The organism is Pseudomonas sp. NPDC086251 (assembly GCF_044746405.1).
Classification (GTDB): Bacteria; Pseudomonadota; Gammaproteobacteria; order Pseudomonadales; family Pseudomonadaceae; genus Aquipseudomonas.
This window is the reverse complement of record NZ_JBIVBY010000004.1, coordinates 196626-219928: the sequence shown is the minus strand read 5'-3', so window position 1 is coordinate 219928 and position 23303 is coordinate 196626. Positions and strand designations below refer to the sequence as shown.

At 62.0% G+C, this 23303-nt stretch carries 10 protein-coding genes; 5 read left to right on the top strand and 5 right to left on the bottom strand.

Annotated features, from left to right (window positions below):
* Positions 1-75: 75 nt before the first annotated feature.
* The 3 genes from dsbD to dsbG are packed head-to-tail and all read left to right on the top strand — an operon-like array spanning position 76 to position 3421.
* On the top strand, positions 76-1812 hold the full coding sequence (gene dsbD / locus ACIPL2_RS08060) for a protein-disulfide reductase DsbD (protein WP_401354696.1): 1737 nt from the start codon (positions 76-78) through the stop codon (positions 1810-1812).
* Positions 1812-2678, top strand: a complete 867-nt coding sequence (locus ACIPL2_RS08055) for a prolipoprotein diacylglyceryl transferase family protein (protein WP_401354693.1) — start codon at positions 1812-1814, stop codon at positions 2676-2678. The genes dsbD and ACIPL2_RS08055 overlap by 1 nt, the downstream gene beginning before the upstream one ends.
* A complete protein-coding gene (gene dsbG / locus ACIPL2_RS08050; protein WP_401354691.1) occupies positions 2654-3421 on the top strand; it encodes a thiol:disulfide interchange protein DsbG in 768 nt (255 codons plus the stop codon). The genes ACIPL2_RS08055 and dsbG overlap by 25 nt, the downstream gene beginning before the upstream one ends.
* Positions 3422-3533: 112 nt before the next feature.
* Here dsbG and ACIPL2_RS08045 read toward each other — a convergent pair whose 3' ends face one another.
* Together ACIPL2_RS08045 and ACIPL2_RS08040 are read right to left on the bottom strand one after the other, a co-directional pair.
* A complete protein-coding gene (locus ACIPL2_RS08045; RefSeq protein ID WP_401354689.1) occupies positions 3534-4346 on the bottom strand; it encodes an alpha/beta fold hydrolase in 813 nt (270 codons plus the stop codon).
* A 191-nt stretch (positions 4347-4537) separates the two neighbouring features.
* Positions 4538-17521: a non-ribosomal peptide synthetase gene (locus tag ACIPL2_RS08040; protein ID WP_401354687.1), complete on the bottom strand. Its 12984-nt coding sequence runs from the start codon at positions 17519-17521 to the stop codon at positions 4538-4540.
* Positions 17522-17901: 380 nt separating this feature from the next.
* On the opposite strand from ACIPL2_RS08040, the gene ACIPL2_RS08035 reads away from it, so the two are divergent.
* Positions 17902-18450: an RNA polymerase factor sigma-70 gene (locus ACIPL2_RS08035; protein WP_401354684.1), complete on the top strand. Its 549-nt coding sequence runs from the start codon at positions 17902-17904 to the stop codon at positions 18448-18450.
* A gap of 155 nt (positions 18451-18605) precedes the next feature.
* Here ACIPL2_RS08035 and ACIPL2_RS08030 read toward each other — a convergent pair whose 3' ends face one another.
* The 3 genes from ACIPL2_RS08030 to ACIPL2_RS08020 all read right to left on the bottom strand — a co-directional run bounded on the left by ACIPL2_RS08030 (position 18606) and on the right by ACIPL2_RS08020 (position 21242).
* Positions 18606-19619: a GNAT family N-acetyltransferase gene (locus ACIPL2_RS08030; protein WP_401354681.1), complete on the bottom strand. Its 1014-nt coding sequence runs from the start codon at positions 19617-19619 to the stop codon at positions 18606-18608.
* 100 nt (positions 19620-19719) lie between these two features.
* Positions 19720-20529 (bottom strand): substrate-binding periplasmic protein, encoded by an 810-nt coding sequence (locus ACIPL2_RS08025; protein ID WP_401354679.1) that lies wholly within the window; start codon positions 20527-20529, stop codon positions 19720-19722.
* An 86-nt stretch (positions 20530-20615) separates the two neighbouring features.
* Positions 20616-21242, bottom strand: a complete 627-nt coding sequence (locus ACIPL2_RS08020) for a TetR/AcrR family transcriptional regulator (RefSeq protein ID WP_401354677.1) — start codon at positions 21240-21242, stop codon at positions 20616-20618.
* Positions 21243-21503: 261 nt separating this feature from the next.
* On the opposite strand from ACIPL2_RS08020, the gene ACIPL2_RS08015 reads away from it, so the two are divergent.
* Entirely contained in the window at positions 21504-23294 is a 1791-nt protein-coding gene (locus tag ACIPL2_RS08015; protein ID WP_401354675.1) for an acyclic terpene utilization AtuA family protein, read from the top strand.
* The last annotated feature ends 9 nt before the right edge of the window (positions 23295-23303 follow it).

Below are 23303 nucleotides of genomic sequence, written 5' to 3'. Positions count from 1 at the left end.
GTAGGGCGCGGTTAATCATCGGTTAATCGCCGCCGCTCATTGTGCAGCTCACTTGCACAGAGCCAAGGCTTATCCATGCGTCGACTGTTTGTACTTTTTGTTCTCTTGATCTCGGGTCTGGCCCAGGCGGGAACCAATCCGTTTGAGGCCAAGCCCGACTTTCTTCCGGTCGGCAAAGCCTTCATTTTTACCTCCGAACGCCTTGAGTCTGGAGAAACCCAGCTGTTCTGGCAGATTGCCGACGGCTATTACCTGTACCAGAAACGGCTGAAATTCGATGGTTTGCCAGAGCAGCACAAACCGGTGCTGCCGGAAGGCGAGTCCCACAGCGACGAGTTTTTCGGTGAGCAGCAGGTCTATCGCCAGGGCCTGGAGCTGAAGATTCCTGCCGGTGCCAGTGGCCAGATCAAGGTGGGTTTCCAGGGCTGTGCCGATGCCGGTTTGTGTTATCCGCCGCAAACCCAGGTCGTGGACCTGGGCGACAGCGCAGCGGTTAACGTGGCCACCGAAGCGCCGGACCAGGCCTTGGCCAGTGGCCTGCAACAACGGGCGTTGGGTTGGAGCTTGCTGGTGTTCTTCGGCCTCGGCCTGTTGCTGGCGTTCACGCCGTGCTCATTGCCGATGCTGCCAATCCTGGCCGGCTTGATCGTCGGCAGCGGCGCCAAGCCCAAGCGCGGTTTCGCCCTGGCCAGCAGTTATGTGGTGAGCATGGCGCTGGTGTATGCGGCGATGGGCGTCCTGGCGGCGCTGCTCGGTGCCAACCTGCAGGCGCTGTTGCAAAACCCTTGGCTGCTCGGCAGTTTCGCGGCGATTTTCGTGTTGCTGGCGTTGCCGATGTTCGGCTTCTTCGAGCTGCAACTGCCGGTGGCCGTACGAGACCGACTGGAAAACGTTTCGCGCAATCAGCGCGGCGGCAGCCTGATCGGCGCCGGCGCATTGGGGGCCTTGTCCGGCCTGCTGGTCGGCCCGTGCATGACCGCGCCGCTGGCGGGCGCCCTGCTCTACATCGCGCAAAGCGGTAACGCCTTGCATGGCGGGCTGATTCTGTTCGCCATGGGCATCGGCATCGGTGTGCCGTTGCTGTTGCTGGTGACCGTCGGCAATCGCTTCCTGCCCAAACCCGGCGCCTGGATGAACCTGCTCAAGGGCATCTTCGGCTTCCTGTTCCTCGCCACCGCGTTGCTGATGTTGCGTCCGGTGCTGGATGAGTCGCTGTGGGTCGGTTTGTGTGGTGCGTTGCTGTTGATCGCGGCGTATAGCGCCTGGAAGCAGTCGGAAGGTTTCGGTCGCATCGCCCACCTGTTCGGCGCCAGCTCGTTGCTGCTTGGACTGTGGGGCAGCCTGGCGCTAATCGGTGCGGCCGGTGGCAGTGATGACCTGTTCAAGCCGTTGCAGGTGTTCCGCGCGTCCAACTCGGCCCTCGCCGCCGTGCCAACGGGCCACGACGCCTTCACCACGATCAAGGACAGCGCCGCACTGCAACGTGAACTCGATGCGGCCCAGGCTCAAGGCCAGTGGGTGCTGCTGGATTACTACGCCGACTGGTGCGTGTCGTGCAAGGTCATGGAAAAACAGGTGTTCGGCAAATCCAAGGTACTCGAAGCACTGAGCGACGTGCGCTTGCTCCGGCTGGACGTCACCGCCGACAATGCCGCCAGCCGCGAACTGCTCGGCCGTTACAAAGTGCCGGGGCCACCGAGCCTGCTGTGGATCGGTGCCGACGGCGAAGAGCGTCGCAGCCAGCGCATCACCGGCGAGGTCGATGCCGACACTTTCCTGCAACGCTGGACCACCACCCGAGACGCCCGTTAATGCTGACCTTTACCCTCGGCACGTTTGCCATCGCGCTTAACCACCTGCTGCTGATCAGTGCATTGGCACTGGCGACCTTCGTCGGCTGGCGGGTGGCCAAGCGCGGTGGGGAAAACCCCGAGTCGGTGCTGTTCAGCCTGTTCCTGATCGGCATGCTCGCGGCGCGAATCGGTTTTGTTGCCGTGTACTGGACGCACTATCGCAACGACGCCTGGCAGATTATCGACCTGCGCGACGGCGGTTTCCTCGCCTGGCCGGGGGTGATCGCGTTGTTGCTGGCCGCCGTGTATCGAGGCTGGCGTCGCCCGGGCCTGCGCCGACCCTTGGGTTTTGGCGTGGGCTGCGGTCTGGCATTCTGGTTGCTGGCGACGTTCTCCCTGACAATTTACGAACAAGGCACGCGCCTGCCGGACATTGCCCTGCGCAATGCCGCCGGGGAAACCGTGCAACTGGCCGACTACAAAGGCGGCCCGCTGGTGATCAATCTTTGGGCGACCTGGTGCCCGCCGTGCCGCCGGGAAATGCCGGTGCTGGAAAACGCCCAGCAACACCGTCCGGACCTGACTTTCCTGTTCGTTAACCAGGCCGAAAGCATGCAAAGCGTCAGCACCTTCCTGGAAACCCAGGGCCTGAGCCTGTCCAACGTGCTGTTCGACGGCGGCGGCCGACTGGGCCAGGCCGTGGGCTCCATGGCGTTGCCGACTACGCTGTTCTACAGCCCCGAAGGTCGCTTGTTGGGCAGCCATCTGGGGGAACTGTCGGAAGCCAGCCTGGCCCGCGCCCTGGAAAACTTCGAGACCCCGAATCCTGCCGTACCGGCCACCTCTTCAAGGAAATTGCCATGCCCCGCCTCCGCCACCTGCTGACGTTGACCCTGGGCGCCGCCCTGCTGCACCTGCCCTCGGTGCAGGCTGAAGAGCTGCCCGAGGCGATCAAGAAGATCGAAGCCAAGGGTGCGAAAATCGTCGGTCAGTTCGACGCGCCCGATGGCTTGCGCGGGTATGCCGCGCAATACCAGAACCGTGGCATGGCGCTGTACCTGACGCCCGATGGCAAGCATGTCTTGCTGGGCAATTTGTACGACGCGGACGGCAATGACCTGAGCGCCGCACCATTGCAAAAGCTGGTGTACGCACCGATGGCCAAGGAAGTCTGGGGCAAGATGGAAGCGAGCAACTGGATCGCTGACGGCAACAAGGACGCACCGCGCGTCGTCTACTTGTTCAGCGACCCCAACTGCCCTTACTGCAACATGTTCTGGGAACAGGCGCGGCCGTGGGTGAAGGCCGGCAAGGTGCAGTTGCGGCACATCATGGTCGGCATTATCCGCGAAGACAGCCCGGGCAAATCTGCCGCGTTGCTGGCGGCGAAGGACCCGCAAAAAGCGCTGGAAGACCATGAGAAGTCTGGCAAGGACAGTAAACTCAAGGCCTTGAAAGACGTGCCACCGGCGATCCAGGCGAAACTCGCGGCCAACATGCAGTTGATGGAAGATCTGGAGTTGCAGGCCACCCCGGCGATTTTCTACATGGATGACAAGGGCGAGTTGCAACAACAGCAAGGCGCGCCTTCGCCGGACAAGTTGCTGAAGATTCTCGGACCGAAGTAACCCCATCGGCCTCTTCGCGGGCAAGCCTCGCTCCTACAGGACTGCGTGCTATTCAAAACCACACAAAACCTGTAGGAGCGAGGCTTGCCCGCGAAGACGTCAGCAAGATCGACTAATTTCTCTTCGCCAAAAACCTCAGCAGCGACTCAGTGACAAACCCCGGGTTTTCCAGATTGGAAATATGCCCCGCTTCCGGCACCAGCACAGACGGGCAACCAATCAGCTCGGCCATCTCCCGGGCTTCACTCGGTGGCCGTGGCTTGTCCTGATCACCGCACATCACCAGTGTGTTCGCTGCATCCAACTCGCCCAGACGCGGCAACAGATCATCCCGACCAAACGTAATCCGCCCCATCGGCACGATGCTTTCGCGCAGACGTTCCGGCGGCAGTGCGGCCAGTTTCGAGCGGAAATCCTGATACAGCGCCGACTGCGGATCGATGCCCGGACGGAAGAAGATCGGCACCACGATATCCAGCAGTTGCGGTGAAATCACGCCGGTGTCTTCGATCTGTTTGAACAACGAGAAGTAGTATTGGCGAGTCGGTTCCGGCTCGACACCGACGTACGTGTCCATCAGCACCAGACCGTTGAGCCGCTGCGGTGCCGACAGTGCCAGTCTCACGCCCCACATGCCGCCGACCGACAGACCAACGAGCGTGATCCGGTCGATATCCAGGTGATCGAGCAGCGCCAGTGCCTGGCGCGCGATGTCATCCAGCGACGTCGTACCGGCGGGCAGCGGCCCGGATTCGCCATGGCCCCAGAGGTCCAGGGCGATCACCCGATAGTGTTCCGATAACGCGGCGATCTGCGGCGCCCACATGGCTTGGTCCCACAGGTAGCTGCCGGCCAGCAGGACTGCCGGGCCAGTGCCTTGATCAATGTAGTGAAGGGCTTGTCCGTCCAGGGTTACGAAGGGCATCGACTGTCTCCTTTGTGAAGGGATTTATCAAAAAAGCAGAGGCAGCCTGAGCCGAGCGGAAGCAGCAGTCAACGCGCAAATCTGCGCAATTTGTACCGACGCCTTCGCGAGCAAGCCCGCTCCCACATTTGACCGCGATCTAATGTGGGAGCGGGCTTGCTCGCGAAGGGGTCTTCACAGACGCCAGAGGATTACAGGCCCTCCAACTCCGCCATCAGATCATTGAGGCGATCCACCTTCTCCTCGGTGATGTCGCTCGCCGCCAACCCGTCGATGTACTCGGCCAATTCCTCCACCGTGCTGCATTCAAACATCGCCCGCAACGGCACATTGCGTTGCAGGGATTTTTGCACCCGTGAGGCAATCTGCGTGGCCAACAACGAATGCCCGCCCAGTTCAAAGAAGTTGTCGCGAACACCAACTTTCTCGACCTTCAGCACCTCAGCCCAGATACCGGCCAAGGTCTGCTCCAGTTCATTGCGCGGCGCCTGGTAATCCTGGCTCTGCAACTGGCCGATCTCCAGCGCCGGCAAGGCCTTGCGATCGAGTTTTCCGTTGGCGTTCAGCGGCATCTTGTCCAGCCACAGCCAGTGCAGCGGCACCATGTATTCCGGCAATTCGGCGCGCAGGCGCTGCTTGATGCGTTCCAGTCGTTCGCCCGGATTGAGCGCCGAATCAGCCGCCACCAAATAGCCAACGAGGTGTTTGCCGTTCACGCCGTCCTGCACGCTGACCGCCGCTTCGCGGACTTCCGGTTGTTCGTGCAGACGCGCTTCGATTTCCCCCAGCTCGATACGGTAACCGCGAATTTTCACTTGATGGTCGATGCGCCCAACGTATTCAAGCACGCCGTCACTGCGACGCCGAGCCAGATCACCGGTGCGATACAGCCGATCCCCCGGCGCGCCGAACGGGTTCGGCACAAACACCTGAGCGGTGCGCAACGGATCGCTCACATACCCGCGCCCCACCCCGGTGCCGGCGACGCACAACTCGCCTACCGCGCCCAGCGGCACCAGTTCCAGCGCACCATCGAGCAGGTACAAACGGTTGTTGTCGGTCGGCGTACCGATCGGCAAGTAACTGCCACGCGTCGAGGCCATGTCGACGCGGAAGAACGCCACGTCATCCGAACATTCCGCCGGGCCATAAGCGTTGACCAGCCCAATCTCCGGGTAGCGCAGCAGCCATTGGTGCGCCAGTTCCGGCGGCATCGCCTCACCGGTCGGCAGCATCCAGCGCAAGCCGTCGAGGCTCATGCGTTCCTGGGCGAGCATGCCCTGGATCAACGACGGCACACTTTCCAGCACGGTGATGCCTTGGGACGAAACATGACTCAGCAAACCCTGTGGATCATGAGCAATGGTGTTCGGCACGATATCCACCCGAGCGCCAAACAACGGTGCCGCGAGGAACTGCCAGACCGAAATGTCGAAACTTTGCGAGGCGGTCTGGGCGATCACATCCGTGGCGCTCAGGTTCAGGTACGGCAGCTTGCTCAACTGGTTATTGAGCATGCCGCGTTGCTCGACCATCACGCCCTTCGGCAACCCGGTGGAGCCCGAGGTGTAGATCACGTAGGCCAGGTTATCCGGGGCGCTGTAGATCCCCGGGTTTTGCACCGACACATCGCTCGCTTGCACGTCTTCCCAGACCAACAACTTGGGTCGATTGGCACCGCTAAACTCGTCCAGCAACGCGACGGCCTGCTCACGGCACGCTTCGGTGCAAACCAGCAACGGCGTACGGCTGAGGTCGATGATCCGGCTCAGGCGCTGACTGGGCAGGCCCGAATCCAGCGGCAGGTAACCGGCACCGGCCTTGAAGCTGCCGATAATCATGCCGAGCAAATCGAGGTTACGTTCGGCGAGCAACGCCACCGGTTGATCGAGCCCGACACCGGCTGCGATCAACGCATGACCGAGACGGTTGCTGCGCTGGTTCAGCTCGACGTAGCTGTGCAGTCGATCGAGGCAACTGGCGGCAATCCGCTGCGGATGCTGCGCGACTTGCGCCTCGAACAATTCGACGTAGCTTCTTTCCAATGGGTAGTCGTGTTCGCTCTGGTTGCAGCCATGGATCAGGAAATCCTGCTCCTCGGCGCCCAGCAGCGGCAGCTCGGCCATGTCGCCGTGGAAGCCTTCCACCAGCGCCAGGAGCAAACGCTTGAACTCGCCGAGCATGCGCTCGATCGTGGACTCGTCGAAGTAACGCTGATCGTAGGACAGGTGCAGGCCCAGGTCATCGCCCGGATAGCAGACCGCCGTCAGCGGGAAGTTGGTGTGGGTGCGACCCGAATCCGAAGTGGCATTGAGGCTTTGCGCCCGGTCCAGCACCGAGACTTCCACCGGGGCGTTTTCGAACACGAACAGGCTGTCGAACAGCGGCTGGCCTTTGGGCAGTTCGCTGTGTTCCTGAATGCTCACCAGCGGCAGGTATTCGTACTCGCGCAGTTGCATGTTGCTGTCGAGCAAACCACTGAGCCACTGACGAACGCTGCAACGCTGATCGTCTTCGGGCATTTTCACCCGCAGCGCGATGCTGTTGATGAACAGGCCGACCGTGCGTTGCATCTCCGGCATGTGCACCGGGCGCCCGGCCACGGTGACGCCGAACAGCACGTCGCGATCACCGCTCAAGCGCCGCAAGACCAAGGCCCACGCCGCTTGGGCGAAGGTGTTGACGGTCAGTTGATGGGCCTGCGCCAGCTCCCGCAGTTGTGCACCCTCACGGGCATCGAGTCGGGTGTAGCGGTCGCCGACGATCATGCCGCCGCTGTCACCGGCGTGTTCACGCAGGAACGGTCGGTCGCTCGGAATCGGCGTGGTCCGTTCGAAGCCTTGCAGGTTGGTTTTCCACCACTGCCGCGCCTCGGCCAGGCTCTGGCGTTGCAGCCAGCCGATGTAGTCGCGATAGCGCGGCGGCACGGCGAGTTGTGCTTCGCGGCCTTCGCCCAGCGCGGTGTAGATTTCAAAGAAATCGTTCATCAGCAGCGAACGGCACCAGGCATCGATGAGGATGTGGTGGTTGCTCATCATGAACCAGTAACGCGCTTCGCCGACCTTGATCAGACGCAGATGAAACGGTGCCTGGTTGAGCAGATCGAAACCGGCCTCGCGTTCGTTTTTCAGCAACACCTGCAGCTTCGGCTCTAGCTCTACCTCCGCGATGGCGGTCCAGTCGAGGTACTCGATCGGCGTGCTGCCCGGTTTGTGAATCACTTGCAGCATGTCTTCGCCGACGTTCCAGCAAAACGACGCACGCAAGGCTTCATGGCGAGCGATCACCGCTTGCCAGGCCTGGGCGAAACGTTGTGGATCGAGTTCGCTGTTGATGCGGTAGCGATCCTGCATGTAGTAGAGGCCGGTGCCCGGTTCCAGCAAGGTGTGCAGCAGCATGCCTTCCTGCATCGGGGTCAGCGGGTAGACGTCTTCGATGAGCACCGCCGGCACCGGCAGCGCGTCGAGTTGCCCTTGCGTGAGTTTCGCCAGCGGGAAGTCCGATGGCGTCAGGCCGCCCACATCACTCTGCAGGCAATGCTCGATCAGGCCCTGCAATTCGCCAAGGTAGGCGTCCGCCAGTTCGCTGATGGTTTGCGGGTCGTGGCGTTCGGTACTGAAAGTCCAGCGCAGCACCAGCTCACCGCCGTAGACCTGACTGTCGACGCTCAGCTCGTTAGGCAGCGGCGCTTTCGGATCGTGTGCGGCTCCCACCGGCTCATCCAACGGACGGAACAACGCGTCACTGCCGAAGCTCTGGTCGAACTGACCGAGGTAGTTGAAGGTGATCGGCGCCACCGGCAGCGCCGCCATGGTTTTTCGACACACCTCATCAGCCAAGTAACGCAGCACGCCATAACCCAAGCCTTTGTGCGGCACGGCGCGCAGTTGTTCCTTGATCGCCTTGATCGACACGCCCTGCCCGTCCGCTGGTGTCAGCCGCAGCGGATAAGCGCTGGTGAACCAGCCGACCGTACGCGTCAGGTCGATCTCATCGAACAGGGTTTCGCGGCCGTGACCTTCCAGTTGAATCAGCGCCGATTCGTCACCGCTCCAGCGGCACAGCACGCGGGCCAATGCGGTCAGCAGCAGGTCGTTCACCTGAGTGCGATACGCACTCGGCGCCTGTTGCAGCAACTGCCGGGTGCGCTCGCTGTCGAGGCGCACGCTGACGGTTTGGGCATGGCGATTCTGCCGACCGCCCTCGGGGCGTTCGCACGGCAGTTCAATGCCTGGACCGGCCAGTTGCGCCTGCCACCAGCCCAGTTCTTCGCGCAGGGATTCGCTGCCGGCGTACGCTTGCAAACGGGCGGCCCAGTCCTTGAAGGCGCTGGTTTTGGCTGGCAGGTTGAGCGTCTGTTGCGCGGTCAATTGACGATAGGCGGTTTGCAGATCGTCCAGCAGCACGCGCCACGAAACCCCGTCCACCACCAAGTGGTGAATCGCGATGAACAGCCGCTGCTGGTCCCTCGGTGCATCGACCAACAGCGCGCGCATCAGTGGGCCCTGTTCGAGGTCGAGGCTGCGCTGGGCATCGGCGAACAGCGCCACGCATTTATCGATGGAAGGAACGCGCACTTGCCAGAGCACCGCGGCATCGGACACCGGCTGATGTTCGGCCTGCCATTGGCCAGCGGCGTCAATGAAACGCAGGCGCAAGGCGTCGTGCTGCTGGATCACGGCCAGCAACGCCGTCTCAAGACGATGGGGTTCCAGGGTCACGGTCGGTTCCAGCAGCAAGGCCTGGTTCCAGTGTTGGCGCTGCGGGATATCGGTGTCGAAGAACCAGTGCTGGATCGGCGTCAGGCGCGATTCGCCCGTGAGCAAACCTTGCTCGGCCGTAACCTGTTCGGTGCGGGTCGCTACGGCGGCGAGACTTTGCACGGTCTGGTGCTGGAACAGATCCCGCGGGCTGAAGTGAATGCCCTGCTGCCGCGCACGGCTGACCACCTGGATCGACAGGATCGAGTCGCCACCGAGTTCGAAGAAATTGTCGTTGAGACCGACCTGTCCGACGTTCAGCACGTCGCACCAGATGCTGGCCAGGGTCAGCTCCAGCTCATTGCTCGGCGCCACGTAGTGCTGACGATTCAGCTCCGGGTCCGGTGCTGGCAACGCGCGGCGGTCGAGTTTGCCGTTGGCAGTCAGTGGCATGCTGGCCAGCAGGATCAGGTGCGTCGGCACCATGTAATCCGGCAGTTGCGATTTGAGGTGATTTTTCAGCGCTTCGCGCAGCGCAGCTTGTTGCGCGTCGTCCTGTTCGGCGACGTCACTGGCCAGATAGCCAACCAATTGTTTGCCGCTCGGGGCATCCAACGCCAGCACCACGGCTTCTCGCACCGATGAGTGTTCCAGCAGACGGGTTTCGATCTCGCCCAGTTCAATGCGGAAACCGCGAATCTTGACTTGATGGTCGATGCGGCCGAGGTACTCCACCAGACCGTCGGCACGCTGGCGCACCAGGTCGCCGGTGCGGTAAATACGCCCGCCGTCGACAGCAAACGGATCCGCCACGAAACGCTCGGCGGTCATGCCCGGACGCTGGTGATAACCCTGAGCCAGACCGGCACCACCGACGTACAACTCGCCCGTCGCGCCTTGTGGCACCAACGCCAGATCGGCATCAAGGATGTACGCCACTCGAGCGCCGATCACGCTGCCGATCGGCACACTGCCCAGGCCTTCTTCCAACTGTTCAGGCGCCAGGCTGGCCAGTGGCATGACCACGGTTTCGGTCGGCCCATAGGCGTTGAAGAACTGGCTCGGCTTGAACGCCGCACGAATCCGCTGCAGGTGTTCGCCCGTCAGGGCTTCACCGCCGGTGATGATCATGCGCACCGGCAGAGTTTCGTTTTGCGTGGCCAGCCATTGCGCCAATTGGCTGCCATAGCTTGGGGTGAAGCCGAGGATGTTGATGTTGTGACGGCGAATCAGGCCGCAGATTTCTTCCGCATCCCATTGGCCTTGCGCACGCAGAACCACTTGCGCGCCGCTCAGCAATGGCACCAGCAGACGCTCGGTGGCGGCGTCGAAGTTGATCGAATAGAAATGCAGTTCGCAATCATCTGGACGCATGCCAAAACGTTCGATGACCGCCTGGCAATGCATGGCGATTTCACCGTGGGAGACCACCACGCCTTTCGGTTTGCCGGTGGAGCCCGAGGTGTAAATCAGGTACGCCTGATGTTGCGGCAGGCTGATAATCGGCAGCTCGGTAGCCGGGTAATTGGCCAGTTCCGCGGCGTCTTCTTCCAGGCACCAGCGGGCCACGGTCGATGGCAATTCACCGAGGGCCTTGAACATCGCCGCATCGCTGAGCAGCACACCGATGCCGCTGTCTTCGATCATGTAATGCAGGCGATCCAGCGGGTATTCCGGGTCAAGCGGCACGTAGGCACCGCCAGCCTTGAGGATCGCCAGCAGGCCGACGACCATCTCCAGCGAACGTTCCAACGCCAGGCCGACGCGCACCTGCGGGCCAACGCCTCGATCACGGAGCATCCACGCGAGACGATTGGCGCGGCTGTCGAGTTCGGCGTAGCTCAGGGTCTGCCCGGCGAAGGTCAATGCCGGTGCGTCCTTGCGCACCAGCGCCTGTTCGCTGAACAGGTGGTGGATGCACTGATCCAGTCGATGCTCGCCCTGTTCGATGCCAAGGCTGTCGAGCAGGTTTTGCTGTTCGCTCGCTTGCAGCAACGGCAGTTCACTGAGGCGCTGTTGCGGGTCGGCCAGCAGCGCTTCCAGCAGGTTGCGCCAATGCCCGGCCATGCGCGCAATGCGCGGTTCATCGAACAGATCGGTGCTGTACGTCAGGCAGCAACCCAGGCGATGGTCGAGGTCGGTGACTTCCAGGTTGAGGTCGAACTTGGTCGCCCGGGCATCGTTGGCCAGATACTCGACGGTCATGCCGGCCAGGGTGCGGCTCTGCTGGAATTCCCAGCGCTGCACGTTGCACATCACCTGGAACAGCGGGTTGTACGCCGCGCTGCGCGGTGGCTGCAAGGCTTCCACCAGATGATCGAACGGCAGGTCCTGATGGGACTGGCCTTCGATCACCGTGTGGCGCACCTGCTCGAACAATTCAGCCACGGACATCTGCCCGTCGAGCTGGCAACGCAGCACTTGGGTGTTGAGGAACGCACCGATCAGCCCTTCGCTTTCCGGACGAATGCGGTTGGCGACGGGGGCGCCGATGCGCAAGTCGGTCTGGCCGCTGTAGCGGTAAAGCAGCACAGCGAGGGCCGCGGTCATGGTCATGAACAGGGTCAGTCCGTGTTGCGCGTTGAAGGCGCGGACCCGTGCGGCGAGGTCATCGCTGAGGTCGAAACGGAACAGTTCACCCTGATGACTTTGTACCGCCGGACGCGGACGATCGCCCGGCAATTCCAGCAGCGGATGTTCACGGCCCAGTTGCGTGGTCCAGTAGTCGAGCTGACGTTGACGCTCGCCGGATTCCAGCCACTGGCGCTGCCAGACGCTGTAATCCAGGTATTGCACTGGCAGCGGCGCCAGCGGCGATTCGCGGTCATCGACGAACGCTTCATAGAGCGCGCTCAGCTCACGGGCGAAGATGTCCATCGCCCAGCCTTCGGTGACGATGTGGTGCAGGGTCAGCACCAGGTGGTGTTCCTGCTCGGCGGTCTTGACCATGCAGGCGCGCAACAGCGGTCCGGTTTCCAGATCGAAAGGCGTGTGCGCTTCATCGTCGGCCAGTTGCTGCACCTGCCACTCGCGGCTGGCAGCGTCCAGTGTCGAGAAATCCTTCCAGTCCATGCGCATCCCGGTGTCTGGATGCACCTGTTGCCGGGCCACGCCGTCGATGCTCGGGAAGGTGGTGCGCAGGGTTTCGTGACGCATGATCAGCGCTTGCAGCGCCGCCTCGAAACGCCCGACATCCAGCACTCCGCGCAGCCGCGCCATGCCGCCGACGTTGTAGGCCGGGCTGTCCGGTTCCATCTGCCAGAGGAACCACATGCGCTGTTGCGAATAGGACAACGGCACCGGTTGGCTGCGATCGACCTGCTTGATCGGCGGCTGTTTATTGGTCTTGCCGCTGACCTGGATCAGCCGAACCTGTTCGGCGAACGCGCCCAGTTCACTGTTCTCGAACAGCGCACGCAGCGGCAACTCGACGTCGCAAGCCTGGCGGGTGCGGGAAATGATTTGGGTGGCCAACAGCGAGTGACCGCCGAGGGCGAAGAAATCGTCGCGTAGACCGACTTGCGCAAGACCCAGCACTTCGCACCAGATGCCGGCGATTTGCTGTTCCAATTGAGTGACCGGTTCGACGTGTTCGCGCACCTGCCATTGCGGCTCCGGCAAGGCGCGCCGATCGAGTTTGCCGCTTGGGCTCAAGGGCATTTGGTCCATACGCATCAGCTGCGCCGGGACCATGTAGTCCGGCAGCTCGGCCGCCAATGCGGTTTTCAGGCGGGTGGTTTGAACGTCCTCGGTTTCACTGCCTTCAATGGTGGTGTAGTAACCGATCAACTGTCCACCGGCCGCTGTTTCGCGCACCAGCACCACGGCTTGGGCGACGCCGTCCTGGGCCAGCAGACGCGCCTCGATTTCCTCCGGTTCGACGCGGAAGCCGCGCAGTTTGACCTGCTGATCGAGACGCCCCAGGTATTCGATCACGCCGTCGGCGGTCCAGCGCGCACGGTCGCCGGTGCGGTACAGACGCGCGCCCTGCTCGCCCAACGGATCGACGACAAACCGTTCGGCGGTCAGGCCCGGACGGCGCAAATACCCTCGCGCCAGACCGATGCCACTGATGCACAGTTCACCCGGCACGCCGGCCGGCACTGGGTTGAGGTCACTGTCGAGCACGCGGCAAACGACGTTGCCCAATGGCCGACCAATCGGCGAGCGCTCGCCATCGGCGGTCGTGCAATGCCAATGGGTGACGTTGATCGCGGTTTCGGTCGGGCCGTAGCGGTTGTGCAGTTGCACCGCCGGCAATTGCTCCAGCACGCGGTTGCGCAGTTCGGCGGGCAAGGCTTCGCCACCGGAGAACACACGACGCAGGCTGGTGCATTCGGCGCTCAGCGGTTCGTCGATGAACAATGCCAGCAGCGGTGGCACGAAGTGCAGCGTGGTCACGCCGTACTGTTGAACCAGCTGCGCGATGCGGTGCGGATCGCGGTGTTCGCCGTGGCCGGCGATCAGCAAACGGCTACCGGTGATCAGCGGCCAGAAGCACTCCCACACCGACACGTCGAAGCTGATCGGCGCCTTTTGCATCAGCACGTCGGTGTCGTTCAGCCGGTAGGTGTCCTGCATCCATTGCAGGCGTTCAGCGAGGGCGGCGTGAGTGTTGCCGACGCCCTTCGGCTGACCGGTGGAACCGGAGGTGTAAATCACGTACGCGAGGTTATCGCCGTGCAGGTGCAGACCCGGCGGGTGGCTCGGCCAGCGCTCCAGATGCAGGGCGTCCATGGCGATCACACTGACGCCGTCGGTGGCCGGCAAGCGGTCGAGCAATTGGGTTTGGGTCAGCAGCAACTCGACGCCGCTGTCGTTGAGCATGTAGGCCAGGCGCTCGGCCGGGTAATTCGGGTCGAGCGGCACATAGGCACCACCGGCCTTGATGATTGCCAGCAGGCCGATCAGCAATTGCGGCGAACGCTCGGCGGCGATGGCCACGCAAACGTCCGGACCGACACCTTTGTCGCGCAGATAATGGGCCAGGCGGTTGGCCTGGGTGTGCAGTTCGGCGAAGTCCAGATGGCCGCCGTCCCACATCAGCGCGGTGCGTTCCGGGGTGAGGCGCGCTTGTTCGTTGAGCCGTTCCGGCAGCCATTGGCTGGCGGGCGTGCACGGTGCGGTGCTCCAGTTTTTTTGCTGATCGTGTTCGCTCGGCGTCAGCAGTGGCAGGTCGGCGATGACGGTGTTCGGTTGCTCGCAAACGGCGCGCAGCAGGTTGCTGAAATGTTCGGCCAGACGCTCGATGGTCGTGGCGTCGAACAACTCGCTGGCGTAGTCGAAGGACAGGCTCAAGCGACCGTTTCGGTCTTCTTCACTGTGCAGTTGCAAGTCGAACTTGGCTTCGCGACTGTGCCACGGCAGCTCTTCGGCCAGCAGCCCCGGTAAACGCCGCAAGGCGCTGAGGTCGCGTTGCTGATGGTTGAACATGACCTGGAACAAGCCCTGCTCGCGAGCTTGAGGGAAGGCTTCAAGCAATTGCTCGAACGGCAGATCCTGATGCGCTTGAGCGCCCAATGCCGCCTGGCGGGTTTGCGCCAGCAGCTCCGTGAATGGCCGCTGCGAATCGACTTCGGCGCGCAGCACCTGGGTGTTGATGAAGAAGCCGATCAACCCTTGGGTTTCCAGGCGCGGGCGGTTGGCATTCGGCACGCCGATGCGAATGTCGCGCTGGCCGCTGTAGCGGTGCAGCAGGCTCTGGAACGCGGCGAGCAGCAGCATGAACGACGTCGATTCGTGGGCCTGGGCGGTCTGGCGAATGGCATCGCTCAAGGTTGCGCCGAGCTTTATGAAGTGGCGAGCAGCGCTGTGAGTGTGTTGCGCTGAGCGCGGGTGATCCGTCGCCAGACTCAGGGTCGGATGTTCATCGCCCAACTGCGCTTTCCAATACGCCAGTTGCCGTTCGCCCTCCCCTTGCGCCAACCATTGACGCTGCCAGCTACCGTAGTCGGCGTACTGCGTGGGCAGTGCCGCAAGCGTCGCTGTTTGCCCTTGGGACGCGGCGGCGTACAGGCGTGAGAACTCGTCGATCAACACGTTCAGCGACCAGCCGTCAGCGATGATGTGGTGCAGGGTCACCAGCAGTTGATGGTCCTCGTCATCGAGGCGCACCAAGGTCACCCACAGCAGTGGGCCTTGCTCCAGATCGAACTGGGTACGCGCTTCGTCCTCACGGATTTGCAGCGCGCGCGCTTCACGCTCGGCGGCGGGCAGGTCGCTGATGTCGATCAATTGCAGATTGAATTCGGCGGCGGCATCGACCTGTTGCAGCGCCACGCCGTCACGCTCGAAGAAGCGCGTGCGCAAGGATTCGTGCCGCTCGATCAACTGCTGGAAACTGGCGCGCAAGGCGTCTTCATCCAGTTCGCCGCGCAGGCGCAAGGCGCCAGGAATGTTGTAGGCGCTGCTGTGCGGGTCGAGTTGCCAGGTGATCCACAGACGGTTTTGCGCCAGAGATTGCGGCATGGCTTCGGTACGCGACAGCGCGGTGATTGCGCCTTGGGCGAGGCCGCCATCCTGTTGTTGCTGGGCCACGGCAGCGGCGAACGCGCCGAGGGTCGGCGCTTCAAACAGCAGGCGCAGGTTCAGCTCCAAGCCGAGTGCTTCGCGCAGACGCGCCACCACTTGAGTGGCGGCGATGGAGTTACCGCCGAGCAGGAAGAAGTGATCGTCGGCGCTGACCTGTTCGAGGTTCAGTTGCTCGCACCAGATCTGGCCGATCAAGGTTTGCAGCTCAGAGCCTGACTCTGTGTTTGCTTGGCTTTCGCTGGCTGCCGACGGGAACAGCGCGTAGCTGTCGAGGCTGCCGTCCGCCAGACGATTGCGGCACGCCGAACGTTGCAGTTTGCCGCTGGAGGTTTTCGGCAATGCGCCCGGATTGAGCAGCGCCACGACGCTTGGCGCTTGCTGATACGCCTCGGCCACGGCTTGGCGAATGGCTTTGATCAACGCGTCGGGCGGGAGGATTTTTTGCACACTACGGCTGATTTCCGCGGCGATGCCGATGCCTTCCTCGCCGTCGATATTCACGGCGAACGCGGCGACACGACCTTTGCGCACGACCTCCACTTCGCGTTCGATGGTCTGTTCGATGTCTTGCGGATAGAGGTTGTGACCGCGAACGATCAGCAGGTCTTTCAGGCGCCCGGTGATGAACAATTCGCCGTCGCGCATAAAGCCCAGATCGCCGGTGCGCAGCCAGGTTTTTTCATTGTGTTGCACGAAGGTCTTGGCGCTGGCTTCGGGGTTGCGCCAGTAGCCATGGGCGATGCTCGGCCCGGCGGCCCAGACTTCGCCGACTGCATTGTCGGCCAACTCGTCGAGCGTCATCGGATCGACAATCAGCACCGCGTGATCCGGCTGGCTGATGCCGCAGCTCATGATCTCCGCGCCCTCGCCCGGCTCGGCACGGTTTTGTGCCAGCGCCTGATCATCCACGCGCAGGTTGCCAATCCCTTGGCCACGCGGGCTGCCAGCGACGAACAGCGTGGCTTCGGCCAGACCGTAGGACGCCATGAAACTGTCCGACGTGAAGCCGCAACTCGCAAACTTCTCGGCGAAGCGTTCCAGAGTGTCGAGGCGAATCGGTTCGGAACCGGAATACGCCACGCGCCAGCCGCTCAGGTCGAGACGTTCCAGCGCCGACTCGCTGACGCGCTCGCTGCACAATCGATAGGCAAAATCCGGCCCGCCGCTGATGGTGCCGCCGTACTCGCTGATCGCTTCCAGCCAGCGCAACGGGCGGCCAAGGAAGTAGGCCGGCGACATCAATACGCACGGCACGCCACTGAAGACCGGTTGCAACAGACCGCCAATCAGGCCCATGTCGTGGTACAGCGGCAGCCAGCTGACGATCACATCGTCGGGGTTCAAATCGATGCCGAAACCGTGGCGGATCAGCTGTTCGTTGGCCACCAGGTTGCCGTGGCTGACTTGCACACCTTTAGGCAACGCGGTCGAGCCTGAGGTGTATTGCAGGAAAGCGATGTGATCGTCGTGCAGGTCCGGCGCGATCCAATGTTCGGCAAACGCGCTGTCGAGCGTATCGACACACAGCAACGGCGGCGCGCCTTCGATTTGCAGCAACGCATCGCGCAGGTCGGCGCTGGTCAGCAACAGACGCGGCTCGGCATCGCTGATGATCGACAGCAAACGCTCCTGATGATGACGACGGGCCGATTCGGGCGGATAGGCCGGCACCGCGATCACGCCGGCGTACAAGCAACCAAAAAACGCCGCGACGTAATCCGGGCCGCTGGGAAACAGCAGCACCGCGCGATCGCCCAACGCAGCCTGGGCCTGCAACGCGCCGGCAATGGTTCGCGCCCGCTGATCGAGCTCGCGATAGCTGAGCACCACAGCCTGATCCTGGGTTTCGGCGAGAAAACGCAAGGCCACCCGGTCCGGCGTCAGGGCCGCGCGGCGCTGGAGGGCTTGGACCAGATTGCTGGGGAGTTCGAACGCGTCGGTCATGAGGTTTCCTGCCTGATTTCGGCTTGGTAGGAGCGAGCTTGCTCGCGAAAATCCGGAGAACGCCGCCGGGTGTCAGGCGCCCATCGTCATCGTTGACGACTATCGCGAGCGAGCTCGCTCCTACGGGTGATGAGGGTTGTGCTGTGCCATTCACCAATGAGAACGGATGACATCTTTAAATAATTAGTCGGTGGGCTTGATCACCCACCGGGCTGGGGTGCGGCAGCGTGTCGCAGTGCTCACGCTGCACCGTCACGGCGCATTAATTCTCTTTCTCAATTGACAATCATTATCATTCAACCTAATTTGTCGCTCGAAGTGGAGGACGGCACCGGCCTTTCCGGGCGTCCCACTAACCTATTGGCAGCAGGGTGATTTCCATGACGGAACAAGTGTCCACAAGCAGGTGCGATTCACCGCTACTTCAGGCCTTCGTCGACAATCGACTGATTCTGGTCAAGATTGCAGCCCGCATCACCGGCTGCCGCTCGCGTGCCGAAGACGTGGTGCAGGATGCATTCTTCCGGTTGCAATCGGCGCCGGCGATCACGTCCTCGTTCAAGGCTCAGCTCAGCTACCTGTTCCAGATCGTGCGCAACCTGGCGATCGATCACTACCGCAAACAGGCACTGGAACAGAAGTATTCGGGACCTGAAGAGGAAGGCCTGAACGTCGTCATTCAAGGGGCTTCGCCGGAAACCTCGCACATCAACTTCTCGACGCTGGAACACATCGCCGACGCGCTGACCGAGCTGCCCAGCCGCACCCGCTACGCCTTCGAGATGTACCGCCTGCACGGCGTGCCACAGAAAGACATCGCCAAGGAACTCGGCGTCTCGCCAACCCTGGTGAACTTCATGATCCGCGATGCGCTGGTGCACTGCCGCAAGGTGTCGGGCAGTCGTGTGGATACGTTTGCCCGTCGTTGAATTCTGAAATCTGCGTCGCCCCGTTCGCGAGCAAGCCCGCTCCCACATTTGATCTCCTGTGAACTCACAATGTGTGAACACCAGAGATCAAATGTGGGAGCGGGCTTGCTCGCGAAGGCGGACTCAAGACCGCAACGGACCTTGAGCCACAAGCCTCACGCCAACGCACACCGATCAAAAAACCGCTCACGCCCCAGCACCATCAACGCCGCGCGCTTGTGCGGGAAGTCGAACTCTTTCTCGCAGTGGAAACGCTGGTTCTGCATATGCCCGATCACCTTCGCGTTATCGGCGCGAGGCTCGGCGACCACTCGCTGGGTGCGCGGATCGTCGAGAAACAGGTAATGCACCAGCGCCGATAACCAGCTCGCTACCTTGTGCGGGCCACGGTGATGTTCTTCGCCCACCAGCATGTGGATGCCACGGTCGTAATCGCCGGCAGCGTAGAACGGTGCGATGCGATCTTCCTTGGCCCAGTAGGCTTCGAAGTAGGCGAAGGGTTGATCATCAAAACAACCGATCAGCGTCAGCGTGTGCGGGTCGGCTTCGAGTGTGCTCAGGTACTCGCGATGCTGTTCAAGAGTGCCCTCCTCCTGCCAGAAACTCGCCACCCGCGGGCTGTTCTGCCAACGATTGAAACGCACCAGGTCATGCTCGATGTCGACCGTGCGCAGGGAAATCCACGCACCGAGGCGCGCATCGAAACGCCGATACACTTCACCTCGCGGCTTCATCGGGCGCAACGGATGACGCTTGCCACCACTGATGACCATTTGCTGCGGATAATTTGAGGTCAATGACGCGCCCAGCCACGGCTGGGGCAACTGCCAGAACAACGTACGCTCGCAGCGATACTGGCCGACGGTTTCGGTGCGGACCAACAAGCCGCTGAGCAACGCTTCGTCAGGGATTTCATCGAGGTGCCAAGTCAGGTGCTGACGGGCCGGGTCTCGGGCAAACAGCCAATAACACGCTGCCCAGAGTGCCTGACCGTCAGGGCGGTCAACGCGTTCTCCTACTTGCACCTGCAACTCGGGCTCACGCGTCAGGCGCAACTGGATCAGCGGCTGCCCATCCAGGCTCAGGCTCAGCCGGTTTTCGGTTTCATCAGCTACAAGACTGTTCCCGGTCGGCAAGGCCAGGGCAGTCAGGTCGTTCAGATTGGGCATGGGTCGGGCTCACGGTAATCGTCGACAGTTCAACGATGTGACGTCAGCCGGTGCGGGAAATTTAAGCGAAGTCGGCCAATACGCGACCTGTGGCGCGATTTCAGTTGTTCTGAACGGGCACGATGGCAATCTTGTAGGGATCGAAAATCTTCAACATCTGGCCATTGTCACGCAACCCTTGCAGCAACTTGCCGAGCGCCTCGCCACTGATCGGTGCGGCTGGCCGGAGAATGGCGTAGTGGTGATAGACCTGATCGATACGCTGGGACACCAGTAACTGATCGGCGACTTTCACATTGCGCAGCAGGTAATCGCTCAGGTAGGAGCGCGTCACCAACGCCACGTCGGCACGCCCGCGCAGCACCATCAGCAAGTTGCTGTCATGGGAATAGGTCAGCGTGGCGTTGTAGTTCTGCGCGAGGAATTTCGGATCGGCGTTGAAGTTGGCGAATTCGTAGTGATAACCGCTGAACAGCGCCAGCCGCTTGCCGGCGAGGTCGGCAAAATACGTTTGTTGACGGACCGGTTGGCCATCGGGCTGGCGTTGCGCGACGAAAATCTCGGCGTCTTCCAGGCCCATGTCGACACTGGTGTGGGGAATGTCTTTCCAGCCCCAGTCGGGGTTCTCGAAAATCGCCATGTCCACCCGCGCCTGCTTGAAGTCACCGAAGCGTCGGGGAATGGACGTCGGTACCAGCACAAACTGATAGTCCTTTTGCAAAGCATTGAGCGCCTCGACCAACTGCGGCAACAGACCGGTGTCGGCACCGGTTTCCGGGCGCACGGTGTAAGGCGGGAAATGTGCGGCACCGATCCGCACTTGTTGTGCAGCCTGGGATGACACTGCGCATAACGCTGCAAGCGACACCAGCAAAAGCCGCGAGGCCGTCCGAATTGGCGAAGACTTCAAAACCTACTCCCCAAGAAAATACGCATCAATGCATTCAAGCTAGGCGGTTTCACCCACTTAGCCAGTTTCCTGCTGGCGAATACACACTATTGTTTCTCTTCCAACACCAAAATCAAGGCTTCCTCGGCCAATTGATCGAGGCTCATGCTGCCGCCGGCGCGAAACCAGGTGGTGGTCCAGGACAGTGCACCGGTCAGAAAACGGCGGGTGATGAACACGTCCCCGCGGATAAATCCGGCGTCCTTGGCCTCACCCAGTACCTGCAGCCAGAGGTCTTCATAAATGTCACGCAGCGCCAACACTTGCGCCTGCCCGTCTTCGGACAGTGACCGCCATTCATACACCAGCACCGCCATGGCCTCGCCACTGCCGCCCATGATCGACTGCAATTCGCAGCGAATCAGCGCCAGCACCCGCTCGCGCACGTTGTTGGACTCTGCCAGGGCCGCGCGCATCAGCGCGGTGTTGTAGCGAACGGTTTCCTCCATCACCGCGCGCAGGATCTCGTCCTTGCTTTTGAAGTGATGAAAAATGCTGCCCGACTGAATGCCCACGGCGCCCGCCAGGTCGCGCACGGTGGTGCGTTCATAACCTTTGTTGCGGAACAGGTGAGCCGCCACTTGCAGCAGTTTGCCGCGGGCGCTGTCCGGGTCGGTCAATTGGCCGTTGTCGACCAATTCGCGCATGACCCTCAGGGCTTTTTGCTCGTCCACCCGTTCTCTCCTACAGTCGATCAATCAAATGCGCCATTTCATGTACGTTAACGACAACGTGTGCAACCTGAATCAACGCGGCGTCCTCACGCCTTTCGCGAGCAAGCTCGCTCCTACAATTTCGTGGGCAGCGCGGGCAATTTAAGCTGGGCGGAGCGACCAAGCAAGCGCTCGGGTAGAAGATAGTTTAGGCGTTTACAAACCAAGCGCTTGCTTGGTAGTCTCGATGCACTTCTGTTGGAGGTGGCTATGGAAAGGGCTGTGCCTGAAACAATTCGCATCGGATGCGCCAGCGCCTTCTGGGGCGACACCTCGACCGCCGCTGCGCAACTGGTGGAAGGCGGTCGCCTGGACTATCTGGTGTTCGATTACCTGGCCGAAATCACAATGTCGATCATGGCCGGCGCGCGGATGAAAGATCCCCAGGCCGGCTACGCCAGCGACTTCATCGAAGTCCTCAGCCCCCTTCTCGCTCACATCGCCGAACAAAAAATCCGCATCATCAGCAATGCCGGCGGGGTCAATCCACAGGCCTGCGCCGCCGCCCTGCAAGCGGCCTGCGACAAGGCCGGTGTGGCACTGAAGATCGCCGTGTTGCTGGGTGATGACCTGCAACCGCAGTTCAAACACCTGAGCCGCCTTGGCCTGCATGAGATGTTCAGTGGCGCACCGCTGCCGCCGATGTGCGTCTCGACCAACGCCTACCTCGGCGCACCGGGCATCGTCGAGGCGCTGCGCCTGGGCGCCGACATTGTCATCACCGGGCGCGTGGTCGACAGCGCGGTGGTCAGCGCCGCATTGGTGCATGAATTCGGCTGGTCGTGGCACGACTACGACAAACTCGCCCAAGCCGCTTTGGCCGGCCACATCATCGAATGCGGCGCGCAGTGCACTGGTGGCAACTTCACCGATTGGCGTGACGTGCCCGATTACGAACACATCGGCTTCCCGATCGTTGAAGTCAGCGCCGACAGCCAGTTCATCGTCAGCAAACCCGACGGCTCGGGCGGGCTGGTCACGCCACTGACAGTGGGCGAGCAGATGCTCTATGAAATCGGCAACCCGCAGGCCTATCTGCTGCCCGACGTGGTCTGCGACTTCAGTCAGGTCAAACTGGTGCAACAAGGCAAACAGGCGGTCCAGGTGCATGGCGCCAAAGGCTTGCCGCCGACCGATCACTACAAGGTCAGTGCGACCTACCCGGACGGTTTCCGTTGCACCGCCAGTTGCCTGATCGCCGGCATCGATGCAGTCGACAAGGCCCGGCGCGTCAGCGAAGCGATCATCAACAAGACTTCGGAGATTTTCAGCCAGCGCGGCTGGGCACCCTACAGTGAAGTGAACGTCGAACTGCTGGGCAGCGAGGCCACTTACGGGCCCCACGGCCAGCGCCGGGACAGCCGTGAAGTGGTGATAAAACTCGCCGTGCGCCATCCGAGCAAACAGGCATTGATCGTGTTCTCCCGGGAAATCGCCCAGGCCGCCACCGGCATGGCGCCGGGGCTGACCGGGATTGTCGGCGGACGGCCGACGGTGTATCCGCTGATCCGGCTGTTCTCGTTCCTCATCGACAAAAGCGCCTGCACGCTGGACATTGAACTCGAGGGCCAGCGTCACCCGTGCGCCCTGCCCGCCGTCGATGTGCTCGACAGCGCCGACTTGCCCATACCGTTCGAGCCCCCCAAGCCCAGCGGCCCGGCCGACGCCAGCGTGGCCCTGGTCAAACTCGCGGTGGCGCGCTCCGGCGACAAGGGCAACCACAGCAATATCGGGGTCATGGCCCGCGAGCCCGAATACCTGCCATGGATCGCCGAGGCGTTGACCCCGGAGGTGATCGTCGACTGGATGAGCCATGTCCTCGACCCGATCCACGGACGTGTCGAGCGTTGGTTTTTGCCGGGCACCCACAGCCTTAATTTTCTGCTGGAAAACGCCCTCGGAGGCGGTGGCGTGGCCAGCCTGCGAATCGATCCGCAAGGGAAAGCCTTCGCCCAGCAACTGCTGGAAATCCAGATTCCGGTGCCCCAGAGCATCGCCGACCAAGTCAACTAGAGGACTGTC

What these genes read in the sequence shown, in the direction of transcription:
- ACIPL2_RS08040 (WP_401354687.1), bottom strand. Translation starts at nt 17,521, where the DNA reads ATGACCGACGCGTTCGAACTCCCCAGCAATCTGGTCCAAGCCCTCCAG.
- ACIPL2_RS08055 (WP_401354693.1), top strand. Translation starts at nt 1,812, where the DNA reads ATGCTGACCTTTACCCTCGGCACGTTTGCCATCGCGCTTAACCACCTG.
- dsbG (WP_401354691.1), top strand. Translation starts at nt 2,654, where the DNA reads ATGCCCCGCCTCCGCCACCTGCTGACGTTGACCCTGGGCGCCGCCCTG.
- ACIPL2_RS08030 (WP_401354681.1), bottom strand. Translation starts at nt 19,619, where the DNA reads ATGCCCAATCTGAACGACCTGACTGCCCTGGCCTTGCCGACCGGGAAC.
- ACIPL2_RS08035 (WP_401354684.1), top strand. Translation starts at nt 17,902, where the DNA reads ATGACGGAACAAGTGTCCACAAGCAGGTGCGATTCACCGCTACTTCAG.
- ACIPL2_RS08045 (WP_401354689.1), bottom strand. Translation starts at nt 4,346, where the DNA reads ATGCCCTTCGTAACCCTGGACGGACAAGCCCTTCACTACATTGATCAA.
- dsbD (WP_401354696.1), top strand. Translation starts at nt 76, where the DNA reads ATGCGTCGACTGTTTGTACTTTTTGTTCTCTTGATCTCGGGTCTGGCC.